The organism is Streptosporangium sp. NBC_01469, assembly GCF_036227305.1.
Lineage (GTDB): Bacteria > Actinomycetota > Actinomycetes > Streptosporangiales > Streptosporangiaceae > Streptosporangium.
Genome location: NZ_CP109465.1, coordinates 7113152 through 7128665 on the forward strand (window position 1 = coordinate 7113152; position 15514 = coordinate 7128665).

A 15514-nucleotide genomic window follows, 5' to 3' on the forward strand; every position below is an offset into this window, starting at 1 on the left:
CACGGCCCTTGACCAACAACCGAACGGCCAACGGCGTTAGCGAGCCGGAGCGGGCCGAGTTATCGCCGTCCACCGTTCCGATGTGGGCCATGTCACGGAGGGGTCGATCTTGTAGGCCCGGCGCTCGGATAGAAGCCACCGGCCGCAAAGTAGCGCTCTGTAACCGGGAACTCCCGGCCAGGTGGACATAAGAGTAGTTAGCAAGCAACCCGACCTGGGCAAACGCGGCTCTCGCTCGTTATCACCCAGCGAACGCCGGACTCATCCCCGAACGCCCAGACCGAAACCCCATGCCGAAGTTGTCGCAGGTCACTAATCGTGACCTGCGACAACGCACTAGTTGGCGGCCCATGACACGGACCCGAGTGTCGGGCCTTGGCGTACGTTCCCGTTCCATCGCACAGGCCGCAGTTCATTCTCCGACTGCGGGACCCTCCGTACGTTGGGTGATCATAATGTAACTGTTTGATCACTTCGATGACGGTGTGTAGAGGTTGGTCCTACTTTCCGTGGATGCCTGTTGATTTCTTAAGTGATGACGAGACTGCGCGGTATGGGCAGTACTGCGGGCCGCCGTCGCAGGTGGAGCTGGAGAGGATGTTCTTCCTCGACGACGCGGACAGGAGGCTGATCAGGGCGTGCCGCGGGTCGCGGGGACGGATGAGGACGAAGTGAGCGACGAGAGGACCCATCCCGGCGGCGGCGACGCGTCCGCCGACGACACGGCCGAAGAGATCGGGACCTCCCCTGTTGTTTGGACACGCTGATACTGGATCTTGATTGATTCAGAGGAAGCGAGAAGACCGCCGATGGCGTTGAAGGACTACTCGGCGGCGTTCTGAGAAAGGCCGTGGCCGGGTTGGCGGGTGCCGCGGCGCCAGACGTCGGCGGTGTTGGCCATGGCGGTGATGTCCCGGGTCGGGTCGCCGTGCACCAACAGCAGATCGGCACGCAAGCCGACTGCCACCCTGCCTCGATCGGTCAAGCCGAAGTGTTGGGCGGGCCGGCTGGTCGCTGCGGCCAGGACTTCCTCGGGGCCGAGGCCGGCCTCGGTGAGCAACTGGAGTTCACGGTGCATCCCGGCGCCATGGGCGGGGACGAACGGTGTGGCATCGGTGCCGGCCAGCAAGGCGACACCCGCCTCGCGCAAAGCCTGCAATGAGCCGACGGCGTTGGTCGAGCTGCCGGGGCGGGCACAGTCGGCGGTCTCGACGTGGTGGGCGCTGATCGCCTCGAAGTAGGCGAGGGTGGTGACGGCGAAGACTCCCTGGGTGGCTACCCGCTCGGCCAGGCGGAGTGAGGCCGGATCTCCGGGTGCGAGGTCGGTCCATACGTGGGCAAGGCCGTCCACCCCGGCATCAAGGGCGATCTCCACTTCGCCGGCGGTGATGGCATGGGCGACAACCCGCAGTCCGGCAGCGTGAGCGGCTTCGGTGAGGGCGGTGGCGCACTCGGGGGTCATCACCGGCAGGTTGGCTCCGTGCACCGTGCCGTCGTCGATGACGATTTTGAGGTAGTCGGCTCCCTCGGCCAGCCGGGCACGGATGAAGGCCGGGGCCTGGGTGGGATCGGAGATGAAGTCGAGCGCCTGAGGGCCGAGCGCGTCCAGGAGGGGGCTGGCCAGCAGTTGGGTGGGATGGCCGCCGGGAGCGGTGGCCAGGGTGCCCGCACTGCGGAAATCGGCCACGTCGTCGTTCTCGGCGGCCAGTCGGCGCTGTTCCGCGAGGATCTGCGGGAGGCAGAACATGTCGAGTTCGGTGGTCACCCCGTATCGCAGGGCCTGGGCAAGGCTGCCGTCGAAGACGTGGGTGTGCGCGTCGATCAGGCCGGGCAGCAGGGTCTGGCCCAAACCGTTGATCGACACTTCGGGCTGGACATCGAGAGAAGGGCCGACCAGGGAGATCTGGTCGTTCTCGATCAGAACATCGGTCTTCGGGATGGTGAGTTCGCCGTCGAACAGGCGGACATCGTGGATCAGCGTACGCATCAGGCTCTCCTCGGGGTGGATAACGCCAACAAAGAGGAGGATCGACCGACAAGTGTGACATGGAACCAAATGTCACACTCAACACGTGCCAGGACTCCTAGGTGGTGAACAAGCGAGGAGACAGGCCATGACAACAACCCCACGTGACGACACCGTAACCGAGCAGTTCCTCGGTTACCGCGAACTACTCTTCTCGGTGGTCTACAACATGCTCGGCAGCGTCGCCGACACCGAGGACGCCCTGCAGGAGGTATGGCTGAACTGGGAAGCCCGGCACAGCAAACCCGGTACCCAGCCGGTCGACAATCCCCGCGCCTATCTCGTGCGGATCGCGGTGAACCAGTCGCTGGCCCGGCGGGCGGACCTCACCCGGCGGAAGGAGACCTACGTGGGGCCATGGCTCCCTGAACCAGTGGTCATCCCTGAGGACGACCCCGTCGTGCGCGCCGAAACCCTGTCCATGGCGCTTCTGGTGGTCCTGGAAACCCTGTCGCCCCTGGAACGGGCGGTCTTCGTCCTGTATGAGGTGTTCGGCTTCGGCCATCCGGAAATCGCGGTGATCCTCGACCGTTCCCCGGCTGCGGTGCGTCAGTTGGCCGCTCGGGCGCGGCGGCATGTGCATGCGCGTCGGCCCCGGCATCGGGCTGAGCCGGATGCCCACGCCCAGGTCGCCGAACGGTTCGTAGCAGCGGCGCTGGGTGGTGACCTTCCGGCGCTGTTGGAGGTGCTGGCCCCGGAGGTGACCCTGTGGACCGACGGCGGAGGTAAGGGTCCAGCGACCAGCCTGCGTCCCGTTCACGGCCGTGACGCGGTTGCCGCGTTGTTCATGGATGTGGCCACGACGTTGCCCGCCACCGGGCTCGACATCCGCTTCCGGCAGGTGGCGGGGGACTCGTGCGCGCTGGTCTTCTCCGGTGACAGCCCGCTCGCCGCGGTGGTGGTGGACCTCACGCCCGACGGCGACCGGATTGTCGGCATCTACTCGATCACGAACCCGGACAAACTCACCGGGATCTCGGCATGAGAAGGGCCTCGAAGCCATGGCTTCGAGGCCCACACCCCAACAGGGCGGATAGAACAGCAGGTAAACGTCCTGAACCGTCCGGACGACCTTGCCGCCCTTGTGGTCCTCGCCCGTCACCCTGAGGAAAACCGACGTCCCGGCAGCCGGGTTGGTGATCTTCCCGTCCAGGCCCATCGCGATCACCCAACGTACGGAGGAGCCCGCCACTGAAGAGCGAACACAGCCGGTGCGATGGAACGGGAACGTACGCCAAGCCTCTCCGGACCTGTGTCCAGCCGTCACGGCCGACCCGCACGAACGGGCTTAGCGTACGTTGGCCGCCCCGTCCCGGCGAGGGGCCGCGCCGCGGCGTCGGCCGGATGGTCACGGCCTCGGCGCGCCTGACCAGCCCGCCCTCCCGCACCGCTCGTAAGGTGGGAGAAGGAGGACATCATGACGAACGAGCAGGACTCCGAGGCCTTATGGGCGGCTGGCATACCGCCCGATCTCAGTGCGCACATCGACGCCATCGCAGCCGATCCCGCCCGGCGAAACGTCGCGCTGGCCCTGGGCGAAACCGATCCGGCGGTGCTGGACGACATCCTGGCCGACCTGCGCGAGCGTGAGGGATTGAGCGACACGGCGATTGCGGGCTTGCCCCCGAATGTGCTGGACATACTGGATGACCGCTATCACTGGCTGGACGACACCTGAGGGCTGACAGCCGCCGGCCAGGGCCACCAGGCGGTCGTCGGGGTCCAGTGTCCCAGCGCCTCCTGGAGTCGGGCGTAGCCAGGGGCGCGGCGACCGGGGAAGGCCAGCGCGGCCGCGCCCATGGCACGACGCACCTCCGGGTCGACGTCCCCGGCGGGCGCGCGAGGCGGAACGGGCTTCGGGGTGTCGACCGACGCGCCGAGCCGGGCCACATCGCCGGCGGCCAGCTGCGCCAGGTGGCCATCGTGGGTGGGGGTGGTCATGGGGTCTGGGTCTCCTCGTGGCGTCGGGCGGCCATCAGCTCGACCAGCCGGGCACGGTCGGCGGCGAAGTCGATGTCGGGCAGGTGCTCGGGCTCGGGCTCGCTGGCCCAGCGCGCAGGAGCCGGGGCGGGCGGCGCGTAACGGTCCAGGACCTCGCGCCGGAAGATCTCCTCAGGCTCGACCAGCACGGGGGACGGCCGCTGAGCGGCGATCTGCCCGCCCGGAACCCCAGCTGCGCATCCGCCGACAACTCGGGGGCGCCGCAGCCGACGCCTTCCTGGAGGCGGTAGTCGACCTGCACCTGGTCGGGGCCCAGGGTGCTCACCCACGCCACTAAACCCACCCCTTCGCATCCGCCCAGCTCAGCGCCGGTCTTCCGGCCGAAGGCCGCCCGTATCGAGAGTGGCAATCCCCTCAAAGCGTGGAGACTTTTCTATGCGGCGATGAGCTGCTGACGCCTCGCCGTGCTGGCCGCTCTGGCGGCGGTGATCTGCTGTTCGTAGACGATCGGTGGTAGCCCGTCGGCGGCGCTGTGGCGTCGTTGGGTGTTGTAGAAATCGGCGATCCAGGTGGCGATCCTCAGCCGGGCCTCGGCCCGGGTGGCGAACCGGTGGCGGTAGACGAACTCGACCTTGAGCGTGGAATTCAGCGATTCGGCGGCGGCGTTGTCCAGCGCGCAGCCGACCCGGCCCATCGACTGGGTCACGCCCCAGTGCCGGCAGGCGGCCTGGAAACGGGCGGCACTGTATTCACTGCCACGATCGGAGTGAAAGATCACCCCGTCGACGTCGCCGCCCCGGGTCACCGCGGCCATCTGCAACGAGGCAACCGTCAGGGCGCCATCATGATGTTCCGACATGGCGTAGCCCAGTAGCCGCCGCGAAAACAGATCTTCGACCGTGGCCAGATACAGCTTGCCCTCATCGGTGACGATCTCGGTGACATCACCGCACCACAACACATCCGGCGCCACGGCGCTGAACTGGCGGCCGACCAGATCCGGCGCCGCCGACCGCCGCCCTTGACGGGTCAGCGATCGGGGTTTTCTGCGCACCCGGGCGACCAGGCCAAGCTCGGCCATCCGGGCCGCGACCGTGTTCGCCGACACCCGCCAGCCCTTCTCGTGCAGATCCGGGTGGGGTCTGTCAATTAAACGGCTCTGGCACGAATCCGGTGGTGACAGAGCGTTGCTAGGAGAGCAGGATCCGCTGTCGGAGTAGGGCGAAGCCGGCTCGGCCGTACATTTGGCGTTTCAGGAGCTTGACCTTGGTGTTGGTGCCTTCCATGGGGCCGTTGCTGTAGGGCAGGGTCAGTCCGGCGATGACGGCTTGTTTGTCCTTTTCCAGGCCGAGGGTGAAGCTGTGCAGGGCGGGCAGGTCATCGGCGCGTACTGTGCTGATCCAGTCGTCAAGGTCGTGACCGCGACGCTGGGTGAGGATGGCGGCGAACTCGCGCACCCGCGCGGCCAGGGCCGTTAGGTGTGGGCATGCGGGGATCAGTTCCTCCAGGTGGCGGCGGCGATGCGGTGGCAGGTCGTCGGGACGGCTCATCAGCCAGGAGACCAGCCGGCGTGGTGAGGGCGGGGTGCGGTCGGGGTCGGCGCGCCCTTGGTTGAGGTAGCGCACCAGCAGGTTGGCGCTGCCGGTGTAGCCGCGCTCGCGGATCTCGGCCAGCAGATGGGTGACCGCCACGCCGGGCTCTTCGGCCAAGCGGCGTCGCAGATGCTCGCGGTGATGATCAACCAGAGTGGCGCCGTACTTGGGCGGGCGCAGGAGGTCGTTGGCCGAGGCGGCGCGGGCGTAGCGTTTGACCGTGTTGAATCCCCAGCCCAGGTGTCGGGCGCATTCGCCCAGCCCGAGGCCCAGCCCGAGGAGGGTGTGGACCTGCGCATGCTTGCGGCGGGTCCGTTCGGTGAGCGCGCCGGTGCGGCGGGGCCCTGCGGTGTGCCAGCAGCGGCTGTGGGCGACCACGGTCTTCTCCACTGCGGCGGCCAGGCCGTGCCACAGATGCCAGCGGTCGCTGACCTGTACCGCGTCCGGTGCTCCCTGGCGGATGGCTTCGGCGTAGGCGGCTGAGCCGTCACGGCACACGACCTGGGCGCCGGGATGCTCGCGTAACCATGCGGTCAATGTGGCGGCCTTGCGGTCAGGCAGCACATCGATGCGGCGGTGAGTGACCGCGTCGATGAGCAAGGTCGCGTAGCTGTTGCCTCGTCGCAGCGCGAAGTCGTCCACGCTCAGCACTGCGGGCACCGGCCCGGCGGGGGCGGGAACGCTCATCAACAAGCGCAGCACCGTGGTCCGCGAGACCTTCACCGCCAGCCGGGCCAGCACAGCCACGCCGGCGCGACCGGCCAGCACCACTGCCAGGTCCACGATCAGCGCGGCCAACCCCACAGTACGACGCGCATAACGAGCCGCCACCTGCCGAACCTGTTCACGAAACGTCTGCCGCACACAACCGCGGGCCTCGCACACCAGTCGGCGTACGCGCAGGTCAACGACCACGGTGTGGCTGCCGACCGGCACATCCGCCAGACGCCGCGTGTGGTAGGCGTGCACTCGCCGGGCCGGGACTCCACAGGCGGGGCAGGATGCTGCTACCGATCGTGTTCGGGCTCGTACCCGCACGATCTGCTGCTCTGTGATCACCTGCTCGAGGACCACGTCGGCCAACTGCGGGAACAGCATCTTCAAGACTTTCGAGGCACACCAAGGTCACCTTGCCAGCCCGTACACTCCGTCACCACCGGATTCGTGCCAGAGCCGTTTTTTATACAGTCCCTTGGCCCACGAGATGTCAGCGACCTGGCCGCGAGGTCGGCGCGTAGACGTGCTGGAAGGCGCTCGGAGTCGAATGCGGAAATATGGCTACTGTGCAGGTAGTGGCCAGATGAGGCCACTTGGTAGCGGTGTTTACGGCGGTCTTGATCGTGACCGGTGGGGCGGAAGTGGCGCGGCAGGTCTGAGGCACCCGGTGGCGGCCGAGATGGGACGGCGGTTTCAGTATTTTTGAGGATTGACCTGCGGTTTCGCACCGGCCGAAGGAGGTCGTGGGGGCCGCCTGATCCTGGCCGGGCGATAGCGGATGAGTATGGAGCGGTCCGTAATCAAATGAGAACTTCGTTCGGTTTGTTTCGGTCTGACCTGACTTGTTGTGGTTATTGTGAGTATCTACTTGGTTGCCTAGCGTCAACGGGCGTGGGCCCTCAGGGCCCGGCCAGGAGGCGCATCGATGGGGTTCATGCGGGCGAAGACGTCAGGGTTCGACGCGATCTTCGGGGTGACGGAGGATCCGTGGCGGGCGATCGTGGTGCGAGGGGACCGGGCCGCGCGGATCACCCAGGCGACGATGCAGACCGAGGGCCTGCTCACCAACGTCTACGACAACGAGCTGAAAGCGATCCCCGAGCCGTTCGCCAGCTGCAGTGACGGGGCGTTCGAGGTCCGGGTGAACGCCTGGCCGAAGCGGACGGTGTTCCTGGCCGGGGACCAGTGCCTGTACTGGGTGTGGGGCAAAGGCGCGGAGTACCAGGGGCCGATCACGGGTCTGCCGGGCTTCGGGGAGCACATCCCGGCCGACTACCGCAGCGACGTCGACGCCGTCATGTGCCTGCCGAACGTCCCCTACCGCACCATGCTGTTCAAGGGAAACCAGTGCGCGATCATCGAGTGGGGGCCCAAGGGCCGCGGCTGCTACTACGTCGGGCCGCTGACCGGGCTGGCCGAGAAGGGGTGGTCGAAGCTTCCCGCGGACATGAGCGGCGACTTCGACCACGCCGCGTTCCTCGGCGGATCGGCAGGGTGGTACCACACGCTGTTGATCAAGGGCGATAAGGCGCTGACCATGAACTGGGACTCCGGCCCGGTGAAGGTCGGCACCTACGCCGAGGTGGCGGCCGGACTCGGCGCCCTGCCCGCTAACTACCGAAAGCTCCGCCTGCCGGCCGCTGGCCGCTTCTCCGGCACCACCGGCGGGACGCGGGTCGAGCTGCGCGTCGATCTGGAGGGCGAGCTGCCGGTGGTGTCGGGGGACGTCTTCACCGACGGCGACTACCGCAACTCCTTCGTCCTGGAGGGCACCGAGCCCCTCACGCTGCCCGCCACCCTCACCGGCGTCGCGAAATTCGCCTTCAACACCAGCGCGCCGCTGATCTCGGTGCAGGTGGACAAACTCGCCCCCGGCGGCGTCGCCACCCTCACCCGCAGCGCGGAAGACGAGACGAACGCCATCACCTACACCTGCTCGTATGTCTCCCGGTTCCTGCGGACCATCGAGTGGGAGGTCGACGCCATGGCGGGCACCCAGGCGGCCGGCCAGTACGCCACCACCACTCATCCCCGCCCGCCCGGCCTGGCCAAGAAGATCGTCACCGTTCAGTCGGCCTACGCCGATGTCGGGATCGAGGTGCGCACCTCCGGCACCGTCAACGAGGTCCCCGTCGATGAGACGGGCCAGGACCTGAAGTGGTCGGACGCCGAACTGCACGCCGCGATGGTCAGCAACTTCAGCGGCCACCGCGACACGACGCAGTGGAAGCTGTGGAGCCTCGTCGCCACCCGCTACGTGGATAAGGGCGTCCGGGGCACCATGTTCGACAGCGACGACGCGGACGACTCCCAGCGGCACGGGGTGGCGATGTTCAGCGACGAGATCCGCGACCAGGGATATGCCGGGACGCGCATGGAGATCCGCACCTACGTCCACGAGATCGGCCACGCCCTCAACCTGATCCACTCGGTGGACAAGAACACGGCCGTCCCCCCGCAGCCACTCGGACCGCGCGACGGCGCCGGTGACGTGTCGTGGATGAACTACGTCGACGTCTACCAGGGACCGGACGGGGAAGAAGGCGAGGAGGCCTTCTGGAGGGACTTCACCTACCAGTTCACCGACAACGAGCGGCGCCACCTGCGCCACGGCTTCTACTACGACATCGTCCCGGGCGGCTCCAAGTTCGGGACCGACGCCGCCGACCGCCCCGCGCTGAAGCAGTTCACGCCGCCGCCGCCGAGCCGATCGGGGCTGAAGCTGGAGCTGTCGGGACGACAGTCCTACTCCCACGGCGAGCCGGTCGTGGCCGAGATCAAACTGTCCCTGGACGGCAGCACCTCCCAGGCCGAGGCCTTCCCCGGCCTCAGCCCCCGCCGCGACAGCCTGACCATCCTGGTCACCGACCCGGCCGGAGCGATTCGCCCGTTTCGACCCCTCGCCCGCTCCTGCGGCAGTCTCGACCAGACCGTCACCCTGAACGCCGACACCCCCGCCCTCTACGACAGCGCCTACATCGGCTACGGCGCGGGCGGCCTGACCTTCCCCGAGCCCGGCACCTACCGGCTGCGCGCCCTGTACCGGGCCCCCGACCACTCCACCGTCACCTCCCCCGAACTCACCATCGACATTCAGGCTCCGACCGACGAGACCGACCAGAAGGCCGGCGATCTGCTGAGAGGCTCCCAGCAGGGCACACTGCTGGCCCTGCTGGGATCGGACGCCCCCCAGCTGGCCGAGGGCAACGCCGCCCTGGACGCCCTCATCGCCACCTACCCCGACCACCCGCTGGCGGTGTACGCACTGACGGCCAAGGGCACCAACGCCGGACGCCACTTCCTCACCCTCACCGAGGACGGCATCGGCGTGCGGCCCGCCGACACCGACACCAGCATCGCCCAGCTCGGCGAGGTCGTGGCCACCACCCTCGATGAGGGCACCGACGCGGGCGTCGACAACATCACCCTCAACGCCACCATGCGCCGCCTGGCCCGCGCTCATGCCCGCGGCGGCGACATCAAGGAAGCCGACGCCGTCTTGGACCAGCTCGTCGAGGTCTTCCGCGACAAGCACGTCCCCGACCCCGTCCTGGCCACCATTACCGAACAAGCCGAAGCCACCCGCACCGAGCTGCACGAGCAGGCCTGACGATCAGACCTGACAGCCTCCACCAGATCTGACAGCCCCGTACGCAGCGCCTCCGGCCCCTCACGCAAGGGCCGGGGGCGCCGCGCGATCACGACAGACCAGAGCCGGACGTCCGCGCGCTGACACTCTCACGGCAAATCCACTGACACTCTCGTGGCAGTTGGCAGCGGCCGCGTCGCGCTGCATGCGCAGGTGAGCGCGGGCGGCTTGGTGGTCGGCGCGGCCGCGGTGGTCTCGCGGGTAGCGGGCCCGGTTCGCGTGCGAGGGTGCCCCAGCCAGGATGAGGCGGCCTTGGCCGGCGATCGCGTTGTTGCGGTGGCGTTTGCCGGGGGTGCGCATCCACTCCTCCTCGGCCAACCACCAGGCGTAGGCCCGGCGCTCGGGTCGGTGTCACCAGGGGCAAAGTGGCTCAGCGTGAGGTCTGACCGGACAGAACGTTAGCTCTGTCCGGTCTTCCGAATCGCATCCGCCCAGCTCAGCGCCCTAGGACGCCCGAACGCCATGATTCGGCCACTGCCCCGCCCCGGTTGTCCACAGCCATAACCGCTCCGGCGGCTACCCGCCGTCCGGCCCTCTGACCAGCGCGGACGCTCTACTTTGCGTCTGGTGACACCGACCCGAGCGCCGGGCCTACTGGCAAGACGCCGAGGAGCGGTCTTTCTCATACAAGTCCGATCATGGCCCGCACACGCTTTCATGATCAATCGTTAGTTCGGCGCCCATACTGGTGCTCGTCTTCAGCACCAGACCCTTATCTTTTCGGCCAGCCCCGCGAGGGACTCGACCGGGTGCTCGACCTCCGTCCACGGCGGCGTGAGGTCGGTGGGCTCGAAGCGGGGCACCACGTGGAGGTGGAAGTGGAAGACGCTCTGCCAGGCCGTCTCGCCGCTGGCGTGCCAGAGATTCACGCCAGGAGCCCCGAGCGCGCCGACGACCCGTCGGGACACCTCGACCGCAGCCCGCATCACGTGCGCCGCCGTCTCCACCGGGATCTCCCCCAAATCCCGGTGGTGCGCTCTCGGCACGACCAGCGCGTGACCCTTGGTGGCCTGGGCGAGGTTGAGGAAGGCGATGGCGTGCTCGTCCTCGTGGATGGTCTGCGAGGGCTCGGTGCCGGCGACGATACGGCAGAAGATGCAGCTCATGAGCGGCATGATCACAGCGCGCCCGGCTGGCACACAAATGCATTTTCTGCATCAGGACGCCGGCAAGACAGCCACAAGAACTTCAACACGCAGACTTGACGAGGAAGGCCACCGCTCGTTCAGCCCGGTAGTGCCGCTCGGCCGCACCTGACCTGCCCAACATGCCGTACGGACCCCCAGATACTGTGCGTCAAGTAGCCACTTACGCTACTTGAAGTACTTGCTGAATGACTGAGAGTCACCAAAGATAACGCTTGCCGTCCCCGCAGGCCATCGCCACCATGTCTGGCAGAGCTGGTCTAAGCATGTACCGGATAACGTGCCCGAGTCGCGCGGCTGCCGTCTTCACGCCGCTGCTGGTCGCCTGCGGTGATTTCACACTCGAGCGGGGGCACGCCGGTGGCCTGCCCCCGCTTGGTGAGATTGGTTCTCAGAGGGCATTTGATTTGAGTAGATTGCGGCTTATGTCCTAGTAGGTGCCTCGCCAGGTTGGGGTACTCTCGTCCGTTATGCGCTTGGTGAGGTTGTTGATCGATGCGATGTGGATCATGGCTTGGGAGCTGGCGGGGAGGGTCTCATAATCGCGGGTTAATCGGCGGTACAGCATGAGCCAGCCCAGGCTGCGTTCGACAACCCATCGGCGTTTGACGACGTGAAAGCCGCGGGTCTCGGCCTTTCTGGAGACGACCTCGACGTCAATATCTAATTTTGCTCCATGCTCGATCACAGCGTTTTTAAATCCGGTGTCGACCCAGGTTTTAGATATCGCCGGGTGGGTGTCTTTGGCCTCGTCAAGTAGCCGTATTCCGATGGCGTTGTCGGAGAGGCTGGCAGCGGTGACCACCACGGCGAGGATAAGGCCGAGCGTGTCGGTGGCAATGCCTCGCTTGCGGCCGACGATCTTCTTCCCTGCGTCGGTTCCTTGGCTGGTGAGGGGTACGTTGGTGGAGGTCTTCACGCTCTGGGTGTCGATTACGCACGCGGTCGGTTCGGCCTTGCGGCCTTCCTTGACGCGGGCCAGCCCGGTCAGCTCGTAATTGAGCTGTGCGAGGATTCCTTCATCGCGCCAGGCTGCATAGTAGGCGTAGACGGTGTTGTACGACGGGAAGTCGTGGGGAAGGTATTTCCAGGCGATGCCCGTGCGGTTGATATACAGGATCGCGTTGAAGATCTCTCGTAGTTCGACCGAGGCCGGTTGACCGGTGGGCCGGCGATCGAGTCTGGCCTGCCGCCAGGCGGTTAAGGTGGGCTCGATTAAGGCCCAGCGGGCATCGGATAGATCGCTGGGGTATGGTTTCCGTTCAGTCATGGCAAAACTTTTACATGAAATGCATGATCGGCGGTGCCCCTCGACACCCCACGACGGGTTGGGAGTTTCTGGGCCATCTCTAAACCAGACGGAATCGGAGCTACATATGACAATCAAATGGGCGCTCCGGTCGCCACTGCGGACCGCATAAATGCACTTCTATAGGACGAAGCACCCCAAAATCAGTAACCTCAAAGGCGACGTCTCCCCAGAGAACGTAGATAAATGCCCTCTCAGAGGGAGTTTTGAGAGGGTTTGCCCGCGCATGAGATTCCCCCAGGGTGAGGATCTCGTGACGAAGAGTTGACATCCGATACGGCTGCGATGGACTGGCGGCATGGGCGAGCGCAAGCCTTATCCCAGCGACCTGTCCGACGAGCGATGGGCACTGATCGAGCCAGTGATCACAGCGTGGAAGACGCGGCACCCCTCGGTCAGCGGACACCAGGGACGCTACGCGATGCGGGAGATCGTCAACGCGATCCTCTACCAGGCCCGGACCGGCTGCCAGTGGCGTTATCTGCCGCACGACCTGCCGACACACACCGCGGTGTACTACTACTTCGCCGCCTGGCGCGACGACGGCACCGACCAGACCATCCACGACCTGCTGCGCTGCCAGGTCCGGGAGAAGGCCGGACGGCGCGAGGACCCCACCGCGGTGGTCCTGGACACCCAGACCGTACGCGCCTCGGTCAGCGCGCCCGCCGCCACGACCGGGCTGGACGCGGGCAAGAAGAGTCCGGGCCGCAAGCGCGGCCTGGCCGTCGACGTGACAGGGCTGGTGATCGCGGTGGTGGTGGCCGCCGCGAGCGTGCACGACAACGCGATCGGCATCCAGTTGCTGGACAAGGTCGCGATCGACAACCCCGCCGTCACCAAGGCGTGGGTGGACGCGGGATTCAAGAACGCGGTCACCCGGCACGCAGCCGCGCTGGGCATCGAGGTGGAAACCGTCCGCCGCGACCCGCAGACCAGAGGCTTTGCACCGTTACCCAAGCGGTGGGTCGTCGAGCAGGTCTACGGCACTTTGATGCTGCACCGTCGCCTGGTGCGAGACTACGAACGACTGACCGCCAGTGCCGAGTCGATGGTCTACTGGTCGATGGCCGACAACATGACCCGCCGACTGACCGGCACCGCCACCACGACCTGGCGGTCGAGGTCGCTGCTGGGCCTGGCGGCGTGACGACACGCCCCAACGCCGCACCGGTGGTGCCCGATGAACTGCTGCGGCACCTGGACGAACGCGAACAGGATGCCCACGCCGAAGTCGACCGGCTGCGCGCCGAGATCTCCGAGTTGTCCGCCCGGCTGGAGGACATCCAGCAGGTGGTGTCCCGTCTGCGGCTTACCCGGCAGACCCTGCTGGAGATCGCCGGGCAACAGGACGAGCAAGACCAGCCCGGCACTGCCGGCGCCGACGCCGCCGATCCACTGCCGCCCGCCTATCAGGAGATTCTGGCCGTCTTCACCCGCACCGACGGTGGCCTGCGCGCCAAGGATCTATGCCGCGCTCTGAACGTCGGGGATCGGCCACGCCACGTCGAAGGCATGCGCGCCAAGCTCAAACGCCTAGTCGGCCGAGACATCCTCACCGAACGAGGACAGCGCTGACCTCGCACAATCGGTCCGTTTCTGCGAATCGCCCACCGTTACCGCCGTCACACAGAGTTACTTTGCCCCTGGTGACGCCGACCAGAGTGGGGAGCCTTCTGGTGGGTGCGAGTGTTGTGCTCGGGCCGATTTTGGGTGCCATAGGGTCATGTGCCAGGCGGCCGGGAGCGATCGGTGTGCTCGCCAAAGTAACCGTGCCGGTCGGCGCGGCCGTCCAGATGTTCATGATACCACCCGGCAGGAATGAGGTGATCACGACCATCGGGCAACGGGTTGTGTGGACGACATCTGCCGTGATCATCGGCGCGGTGGCGGTTCGTCAGGCCGGACCGTGTCTTCAAAGTAATCTAGGTCTGTCCTGATCTCTGGCGTGATCCGGCGTCATGAGTTGGCTGTGAGGAGTAGGAGAAACTGCGGCGGTTTCTCCTGGCTGGGCAGATGGGACGTCCGTCCCGCCCCGATCACGTGGTGGCCGATAGACGAGGAGCCCTGCCAGGCCCTCGACGGCTACTGAGACCTATCCGGGCGGTCCCAATATCCGTAAGATCTTTGGGCATGCGTGTGACAAGAGGGATTTATATGGTTACGGCGGTCGTGCTCGCCACCGCCTCCGCCATACCCGCCACTGCCCAGGCCGCGACACAGCTCGTCGTCCTCGACTGGAACATCCGCGGCGAGAACGCCGACATGAAGGCCATCGCCAAGGTGGTCCGCGACAGCGGCGCCAACATCGTCACACTCCAGGAGGTCCACCGCAGGCCGAACGCCGACCAGGTGAAACAACTGGCCGATGAGCTCGGCTGGGACATCACCGCCAACGCCCACTTCGGCGCGGGCGACAACGTCGGCCCCTGCGACGACCCGCAACCCGGCAAGGCGGGCAACGCGATCCTGTCCTCGTTCACGATCGTCGAACGCGTGACGCTCCCGCTCACCAACTTCACCACCTGCCCCGTCAACCGTTCCATGGCCGGGGCGAAGCTCGCCCTCGGCGGCACTTCGACGATCACGGTGTTCAGCACCCACCTGTCCCCCGGCTTGTCGCAGACCTCGGTCAGCCACCGTGAGGCTCAGGCCGCAAAGGTGCTGGACTACTTCGGCTCCAGATCCCAGCTCATCCTCACCGGCGACTTCAACGCCAAGCCCACGGACGCATTGTCGAAGCGGTTCGTGAGCGCGGGCTGGGTGGACACCGGCGCCAAGTACGCGAACAAGCCCACCCACGGTAACGCCCGCATCGACTACATCTACACGAAAGGAGTCACCACCACCGGCGGCTCCGTACTGTCGGCCACCCTGTCCGACCACAGGCCGATCATCATGAGGATGACCCGCTGAACTCGCTTGAGAGCGGTTGACGAGATCCCGTCCGATCACCTTGATCGGGATGCCGTCGAGGCGGGCCGGCAGCGCGGCCGCGGCCGCCTTACCGGCCCCGTTCCCCTCACCGTGCACCGGCACGTTCAGGCTCTCGGCGGCCTGGCGGATTGTCAGCCCGCCCGACAGCAGCGTCCGGGCGACTTCGATGACGCGGCGGGTTCGCGGCGCCTCTCTTGG

Annotated in this window: 14 protein-coding genes; 7 read left to right on the forward strand and 7 right to left on the reverse strand. The window is 66.6% G+C overall.

Annotation, left to right across the window (positions count from 1 at the left end; translation table 11 throughout):
* The first annotated feature begins 513 nt into the window (after positions 1 to 513).
* A complete protein-coding gene (locus OG587_RS47345) occupies positions 514 to 675 on the forward strand; it encodes a DUF4158 domain-containing protein (RefSeq protein WP_443075270.1) in 162 nt (53 codons plus the stop codon).
* Between the two features lie 148 nt (positions 676 to 823).
* Here OG587_RS47345 and OG587_RS31290 read toward each other — a convergent pair whose 3' ends face one another.
* The gene (locus OG587_RS31290; RefSeq protein ID WP_329081476.1) at positions 824 to 1987 is read right to left on the reverse strand and encodes an amidohydrolase family protein; all 1164 of its coding nucleotides are present in this window, start codon (positions 1985 to 1987) and stop codon (positions 824 to 826) included.
* A gap of 127 nt (positions 1988 to 2114) precedes the next feature.
* Between OG587_RS31290 and sigJ the strand changes: the two genes are divergently transcribed.
* Both sigJ and OG587_RS31300 read left to right on the forward strand, forming a co-directional pair.
* Entirely contained in the window at positions 2115 to 3011 is an 897-nt protein-coding gene (gene sigJ / locus OG587_RS31295; RefSeq protein ID WP_329094069.1) for an RNA polymerase sigma factor SigJ, read from the forward strand.
* 432 nt (positions 3012 to 3443) lie between these two features.
* Complete coding sequence (locus OG587_RS31300; protein ID WP_329081478.1) at positions 3444 to 3704, forward strand: hypothetical protein; 261 nt, start codon at positions 3444 to 3446, stop codon at positions 3702 to 3704.
* Here the strand turns inward: OG587_RS31300 and OG587_RS31305 are convergent.
* The 4 genes from OG587_RS31305 to OG587_RS31320 form a co-directional block, all read right to left on the reverse strand.
* Positions 3683 to 3967 carry a hypothetical protein gene (locus OG587_RS31305; protein ID WP_329081480.1) on the reverse strand — a complete coding sequence of 95 codons (285 nt, stop codon included), beginning with the start codon at positions 3965 to 3967 and terminating at the stop codon, positions 3683 to 3685. The genes OG587_RS31300 and OG587_RS31305 overlap by 22 nt on opposite strands.
* Positions 3964 to 4155: a hypothetical protein gene (locus tag OG587_RS31310; RefSeq protein ID WP_329081482.1), complete on the reverse strand. Its 192-nt coding sequence runs from the start codon at positions 4153 to 4155 to the stop codon at positions 3964 to 3966. The genes OG587_RS31305 and OG587_RS31310 overlap by 4 nt, the downstream gene beginning before the upstream one ends.
* A 245-nt stretch (positions 4156 to 4400) precedes the next feature.
* Positions 4401 to 5150 carry an IS3 family transposase gene (locus tag OG587_RS31315; protein WP_329094070.1) on the reverse strand — a complete coding sequence of 250 codons (750 nt, stop codon included), beginning with the start codon at positions 5148 to 5150 and terminating at the stop codon, positions 4401 to 4403.
* A gap of 7 nt (positions 5151 to 5157) precedes the next feature.
* The gene (locus OG587_RS31320) at positions 5158 to 6657 is read right to left on the reverse strand and encodes an ISL3 family transposase (protein ID WP_329081154.1); all 1500 of its coding nucleotides are present in this window, start codon (positions 6655 to 6657) and stop codon (positions 5158 to 5160) included.
* A gap of 544 nt (positions 6658 to 7201) precedes the next feature.
* Here OG587_RS31320 and OG587_RS31325 point away from each other — a divergent pair.
* Complete coding sequence (locus OG587_RS31325; RefSeq protein WP_329081484.1) at positions 7202 to 9886, forward strand: hypothetical protein; 2685 nt, start codon at positions 7202 to 7204, stop codon at positions 9884 to 9886.
* Positions 9887 to 10623: 737 nt separating this feature from the next.
* On the opposite strand, the gene OG587_RS31330 is transcribed toward OG587_RS31325, so the two are convergent.
* Entirely contained in the window at positions 10624 to 11031 is a 408-nt protein-coding gene (locus tag OG587_RS31330; protein WP_329081487.1) for an HIT family protein, read from the reverse strand.
* 469 nt (positions 11032 to 11500) lie between these two features.
* Positions 11501 to 12340, reverse strand: a complete 840-nt coding sequence (locus OG587_RS31335) for an IS5 family transposase (protein ID WP_329081489.1) — start codon at positions 12338 to 12340, stop codon at positions 11501 to 11503.
* A gap of 337 nt (positions 12341 to 12677) precedes the next feature.
* Here OG587_RS31335 and OG587_RS31340 point away from each other — a divergent pair, with 337 nt between their 5' ends.
* The 3 genes from OG587_RS31340 (at position 12678) to OG587_RS31350 (ending at position 15295) form a co-directional block, all read left to right on the forward strand.
* The gene (locus tag OG587_RS31340) at positions 12678 to 13529 is read left to right on the forward strand and encodes an IS5 family transposase (RefSeq protein ID WP_329081492.1); all 852 of its coding nucleotides are present in this window, start codon (positions 12678 to 12680) and stop codon (positions 13527 to 13529) included.
* Positions 13526 to 13957 carry a hypothetical protein gene (locus tag OG587_RS31345; RefSeq protein WP_329081494.1) on the forward strand — a complete coding sequence of 144 codons (432 nt, stop codon included), beginning with the start codon at positions 13526 to 13528 and terminating at the stop codon, positions 13955 to 13957. Before OG587_RS31340 ends, OG587_RS31345 begins: the two co-directional genes overlap by 4 nt.
* 579 nt (positions 13958 to 14536) lie before the next feature.
* Entirely contained in the window at positions 14537 to 15295 is a 759-nt protein-coding gene (locus OG587_RS31350) for an endonuclease/exonuclease/phosphatase family protein (RefSeq protein ID WP_329081496.1), read from the forward strand.
* The last annotated feature ends 219 nt before the right edge of the window (positions 15296 to 15514 follow it).

Excerpts from the sequence above, each read along its gene's own strand:
- OG587_RS47345 (WP_443075270.1), top strand. The coding sequence starts at position 514 with ATGCCTGTTGATTTCTTAAGTGATGACGAGACTGCGCGGTATGGGCAG.
- OG587_RS31290 (WP_329081476.1), bottom strand. The coding sequence starts at position 1,987 with ATGCGTACGCTGATCCACGATGTCCGCCTGTTCGACGGCGAACTCACC.
- sigJ (WP_329094069.1), top strand. The coding sequence starts at position 2,115 with ATGACAACAACCCCACGTGACGACACCGTAACCGAGCAGTTCCTCGGT.
- OG587_RS31300 (WP_329081478.1), top strand. The coding sequence starts at position 3,444 with ATGACGAACGAGCAGGACTCCGAGGCCTTATGGGCGGCTGGCATACCG.
- OG587_RS31305 (WP_329081480.1), bottom strand. The coding sequence starts at position 3,967 with ATGACCACCCCCACCCACGATGGCCACCTGGCGCAGCTGGCCGCCGGC.
- OG587_RS31320 (WP_329081154.1), bottom strand. The coding sequence starts at position 6,657 with ATGCTGTTCCCGCAGTTGGCCGACGTGGTCCTCGAGCAGGTGATCACA.
- OG587_RS31325 (WP_329081484.1), top strand. The coding sequence starts at position 7,202 with ATGGGGTTCATGCGGGCGAAGACGTCAGGGTTCGACGCGATCTTCGGG.
- OG587_RS31330 (WP_329081487.1), bottom strand. The coding sequence starts at position 11,031 with ATGAGCTGCATCTTCTGCCGTATCGTCGCCGGCACCGAGCCCTCGCAG.
- OG587_RS31335 (WP_329081489.1), bottom strand. The coding sequence starts at position 12,340 with ATGACTGAACGGAAACCATACCCCAGCGATCTATCCGATGCCCGCTGG.
- OG587_RS31340 (WP_329081492.1), top strand. The coding sequence starts at position 12,678 with ATGGGCGAGCGCAAGCCTTATCCCAGCGACCTGTCCGACGAGCGATGG.
- OG587_RS31350 (WP_329081496.1), top strand. The coding sequence starts at position 14,537 with ATGGTTACGGCGGTCGTGCTCGCCACCGCCTCCGCCATACCCGCCACT.